Source organism: ANME-2 cluster archaeon (assembly GCA_014237145.1).
In the GTDB taxonomy this organism is placed as follows: domain Archaea; phylum Halobacteriota; class Methanosarcinia; order Methanosarcinales; family Methanocomedenaceae; genus Methanocomedens_A.
This window is the reverse complement of sequence record JAAXOC010000062.1, coordinates 1-3,379: the sequence shown is the minus strand read 5'-3', so window position 1 is coordinate 3,379 and position 3,379 is coordinate 1. Positions and strand designations below refer to the sequence as shown.

The window sequence follows — 3,379 nt, the reverse complement described above, 5'->3', positions numbered from 1 at the left end:
AAAGAGATTAAGGTTACTCAGTATGACAGGAAGAAAGTTAAATGCTTACAGTGTGGTCATATATTCACTTCTAAAGATCCAGACTGCCCGCAGAAAGGAAATTTTGGAATATACTTATTGGTTTATATCACAATGCTGAAATTTCATCTGCGCGGTGTGTTGAGAAAGATACAGGACTTTCTATTATATGAAAATAATTTTGAAATCAGTGTCAAGGGAATCAATGATGTACTACTAAGAGTTGGAGATGCTTGCAAGAGTGAGTATGATCTGAAAATCGAGAAGATACGAAATGCTAAGTGGAGATACATAGACGAAACAGGTTTTAAGATAAACGGTGAAAAATGGTGGCTATGGATCTTCAGGACGAATGATAATGAAACACTGGTCGTTATACGTAAATCAAGGGGCAGGAAGGTCCTTGATGAAATACTTGGAAAGGATCATCCAGGTCCACATATTGTTGATGGTTGGAGTGCCTACTGTAAAACAGCTATTCTCCAACGATGCTGGTCCCACCTCCTACGCGAGGTCAAGGCCTATAAAACGACATCAGAATATGGAAAACAGTTATCGAAGGAGATACATGCTTGTTTCAAGGAATTGAGAAAGTTTCTCGATGAGGACCATCCTATGGAGGAGAGGGTATCTCAAAAAGCGGTATTTGAGAAGAAGCTGGAAGATATAGTCGATAAATTTGATGGTTTCGATGAGTTGAAGAAGCCTTTGACTTACATTAAAAATGGTCTTGGGTGCTGGTATACATGTATGCTATATCCTGGAATGGAACCAACAAATAACCTCGGTGAGCAAGCAATACGGGAACACGTCATTTTGCGAAAGATTATTGGATGCTTCCGTTCAGAGAATGGAGCAGAGAATTATCAGTATATTGCATCTTTATTGGCTGACTGGAGGTTACAGGGCAAGAATGGGTTTGAAGAACTTGAGGAACTTCTCAGGCGAGAGTTGTGTATGAGCTAAACAAATACAAATATTTATTTATTTAATATTACTTGGAGTATACTTGGTACTCTCCTCTCATGCAGTTTTTGCCGATGAAACAGAAAACCTGGGAACACCAAGTATAAAAATTTCAACTGGTACGGGAGTTATTTCCAGTGGAACTTGTCTTGTAACACAACCCGCAACGATAGATATTACTATTCACTATTCAGCAGATGTAAAACAGGTGCTTCTGTACTGGGAAGGTCAACATTTTTCTCCAGGAGGAGATGATAAGATTCTTTTAGATGATGTTGAGGTCACAGGAATACTGGCTGGGGGATCCAAAATATGACTACTGTTTTTCAGACCTTTATCGTTGCACCGGCAACCACTGATTGGCAGTCTGACCTTTTAATATTTTCCAGTAGTGTCGCAGGAGATGTCAGCGGTTCAACTTCTTTTACCCCCTATTACGACGCTCAAGAGTGGGATACCCTGGAATCAACGGTTGATATCCCAGCACAAACAACCCAATTGACGGTGCGGGCACTTTCTGAAAACCGCATTTCAGATGTTGGTAACCCCACTTTTTTTGTATGGACTGCTGCATCCCTTTCCATACTAGACGAAATTTCGCCTGCTAAGGGTCGTATGACTGAAGAGGGAAGTGTTTTCACAAACGATAATGCCCGGGTCACTCTTGGTTTTGAGATCCACTGTGACCTAAGGAAACCTAACAATTTACAAGTGATCTGGCCAGATGGAAATAAGTTCCACATGCCTGAACTGACTTATGTAATTTACACAGATGATCCTAAAACCAACCTGAAACTACCTGTAGTTCCATTTGACACCTTCACGGGTGAGGGGACTGGCAGGTTCAATGGTGTAGAGGGTGCGACTATCAACTACATATTTGTTGACCAAGGAGAACCCGACAACTTTGATACTGTATGGATACTAATATTTGATAAACATGAGCAAGAGGTGCTAAATGTAGAAGGATCAATGAAATATGGGAACCTGCAGGCCCATAGATGATTAATTCATCTAATAATTAAAAACAAAATATAGATTGAAATAGGAGAGATAAGTTATGAGAAACATAATTGGAAATTCGGTAGATAAAGCTATAACAGCACTGGTTGTTATGCTATGGGTATTAAGTAATAGACTGACGAATAGCACTAAAGCGTTTCTGCGACCCGGACATGGAAAGCCTGGGGTACGTGCTGCGTTTTTGATGTTAAGCCTGATTGCAGCATTGATTATGACAAGTCCGGCAGCCATCGCAGAAAGTGGTGACTTCTCGATCGATTTCGTTGCGGCCAATCCTTATTCCTACGACCACCTGATCGGTGGCGGCGCCTACGATGACCGCACCATCGGGGTTGACGTTGTTGAGTCGCTGGAAGGCGGCGATTTCGACTGCGGCGATATCGTGACATACTTCGCCCTAGTTACGGTGGCTAATACTCAATCAGCGATTGACGACCAACCACAGACCATCGAGATGGACTTTTCGTTCCTGGCTGATACCACAGGTCAATCCGGTGTGGCTATCGGCGACATCGTGCTTGTGCAGGTGAACTATGGCACTATTGAGGACCTGGTCACTGGCGAGAACGGTATTGACGACGGCATCATCGATGATGGCGGCAGTACAGCCACACTCATCGATGAGAGCCTCACCGGACCGTTATTCACGTCAAAATCTGAGCTGCATGGTACTGTTGAGCTTGACGATCTGGAACCAGGCGAGCAGGTAGTGGTCCGCATCGATGTGAAGCTGTTCTGTGATCCAGGCAGCGCCCCCACCGGCAATCTGGCAGGGGCACTACCCGATGCCAGGCTGACCTATATTAATGGTAGCGTGCCCGTAGATCCTCCTGAAGCCATTTCAGTCGGCAAACAGACCGTCCCCTTCAAGCAGATCGGCGACATCTGCTTCCCTGAGCTGGTCATCGAGAAGACTGTGACTGATTCTGGCGACTGTTCCCTCGGTGTAGATGATCTCACCGTTACTTCTGGTGATACAGTCAAGTACTGCTATGTGGTGACCAATCCTAACACCTGTGGAGCCCCTTTGTATAACATTAAGGTTGTCGACGACAACGGTACATCGGGCAATACAGCCGACGATTTCATAGTCACATTAGATGTGGGACTATCGGATGAAGATGGTGATGGATCATTTGATGACCTGGCGGCAGGAGGCACTGCCAGTGGCTCAGAATCGTTTATTTTGTACTATACTTCAGGACTTCCGGTCACCAATACCGGCACTGCGACGGGTAATGACTCTATTATTGAGCCGACAACGTTGACTGCTTCTGATACTGCGGCGGTGACTGTGGAGGGGGTACCATCGATTGCTGTAGTAAAGACATCTGATGCAACCGGAACGAACCAGGTTGGAGATGTTATTACC

General features: G+C 44.5%; 4 protein-coding genes. All 4 read left to right on the top strand.

All coding sequences use genetic code 11. The features are described 5' to 3' along the window. Positions 1–984 (top strand): IS66 family transposase (locus HF974_08065; GenBank protein ID MBC2698273.1); only part of this gene is annotated, 984 nt, incomplete at its 5' end. 43 nt (positions 985–1,027) lie between these two features. After that, complete coding sequence (locus HF974_08060) at positions 1,028–1,300, top strand: hypothetical protein (GenBank protein ID MBC2698272.1); 273 nt, start codon at positions 1,028–1,030, stop codon at positions 1,298–1,300. Then, a complete protein-coding gene (locus HF974_08055; GenBank protein ID MBC2698271.1) occupies positions 1,297–1,989 on the top strand; it encodes a hypothetical protein in 693 nt (230 codons plus the stop codon). The genes HF974_08060 and HF974_08055 overlap by 4 nt, the downstream gene beginning before the upstream one ends. Positions 1,990–2,044: 55 nt before the next feature. Beyond that, positions 2,045–3,379: internalin (locus HF974_08050; protein MBC2698270.1), on the top strand; the 1,335-nt coding region annotated here is incomplete at its 3' end.

Coding starts and splice junctions, on each gene's coding strand:
- HF974_08055 (MBC2698271.1), top strand. CDS start 1,297: ATGACTACTGTTTTTCAGACCTTTATCGTTGCACCGGCAACCACTGAT.